This window comes from Burkholderia sp. RF7-non_BP4 (genome assembly GCF_001521935.1).
Classification (GTDB): Bacteria; Pseudomonadota; Gammaproteobacteria; order Burkholderiales; family Burkholderiaceae; genus Burkholderia; species Burkholderia diffusa.
Genome location: NZ_LOTA01000046.1, coordinates 1 through 1,300, shown reverse-complemented (window position 1 = coordinate 1,300; position 1,300 = coordinate 1). Strand labels below are relative to the sequence as shown.

1 protein-coding gene is annotated in these 1,300 nt (G+C 64.6%); it reads right to left on the bottom strand.

All coding sequences use genetic code 11. The features are described from left to right. Positions 1-1,300 (bottom strand): type VI secretion system Vgr family protein (locus WS49_RS17240; protein WP_156441408.1); only part of this gene is annotated, 1,300 nt, incomplete at both ends.

The window sequence follows — 1,300 nt, the reverse complement described above, 5'->3', positions numbered from 1 at the left end:
GCCGTCTTGTCGCGACGATGGTTGCCGACTTCCTCGGTGCGGTCCTTCGCCGTGTGGATGGTGTGGTTGCGGCCAATGCTCAGGAAGTCGTCCTGCCCGATGTCATGGCGTCGGTCCTGACCGATGGTGACCTGCTCGTCGTGGCCCACGGTTTCTTTGCGATCGTTGCCAATGGCGATCATTTCGTCGTGCTCGACCTGCTCGCTGCGGTCGTTACCGACGAAGGTGGTTTCGTCGTGGTTGACGTGGATGTTCTGGTCCTTCTGCGCGTGGACGTAGATTTCCTCCTGATCCGCCTCGTCCTCGAAGCGCAGTTCGTTGTAGCCCTCGCCCTTGTGCGTCTGGCTTTTGATCGTCATCCGCGTCTTGTGTCGCGGCAGCTCGTACGGCGGCAACTGCAGGCGGTTGTAAACCCGCCCGATGATGATCGGCTGGTCCGGATCGCCATCCAGGTTGCTCACGATCACTTCCTGCCCGATGCGCGGGATCGCCATATGCCCCCACGTCGCGCCGGCCCAGTTCTGCGCCACGCGAATCCAGCACGAGCTGTGTTCATCGTGCTTGCCTTCACGATCCCATGGGAACTGCACCTTTACCCGGCCGTATTCGTCCGTGTAGATCTCTTCGCCTTCGGGGCCGACCACCGTCGCCGGCTGCGGGCCGTCGATGCGCGGGCGCGGCAGCGGTTCGGCGCGCCATTCGGCGTCGTCAGGCACCAGCACCGCTTCGTAGCGGTAGTGCGTGCCCTGCTGCGCGTCGGCGCTCTCCTCCGCCTGGCTGGTGTATTGCTTGCCGTGATGGACGATGCTGACCGGACGCCAGCCGCGGTTCATGTCCTCGCGCGGGTGGCCGGTGAGGTCGAACGCGATGCCCGGTTGCAGGCGCGCATCGTCGCCGCTCACACTGGCCATACGCGCGTCGCGACGGTGGCCGCGCAGGCGGTCTTGCGTAAAGGCCTTGCCGCTGGCTTCGTGCTTGTAACGCCCCGGGTAGTCGTAGCGCGCGTAGCCGCGGCCCTGGTGATCAAGGTCGGAGCCCTCGCGCGGGTATTCGTGCGGGTAGCGTGGGCTCTTGAAGGTGTAGTCGCGCTGCACTTGACGCGCGGTGCGTACGTTCTCCGTATAGGCGAAGGTGCGCAAACTGGGCTGCGGCTGGTCGCCGCCCGGCGTCGGGTTATACAGCACCGGCTCGCCCTGCTGGCGCCCGAAGATGAACAGGCGATCACAGTGAATCAGGCGGTGACTATCAGCCTTGTGCTGGAAGGCATAGAAAAAGCCTTCCTCGCGCAGGATGCGCTCGA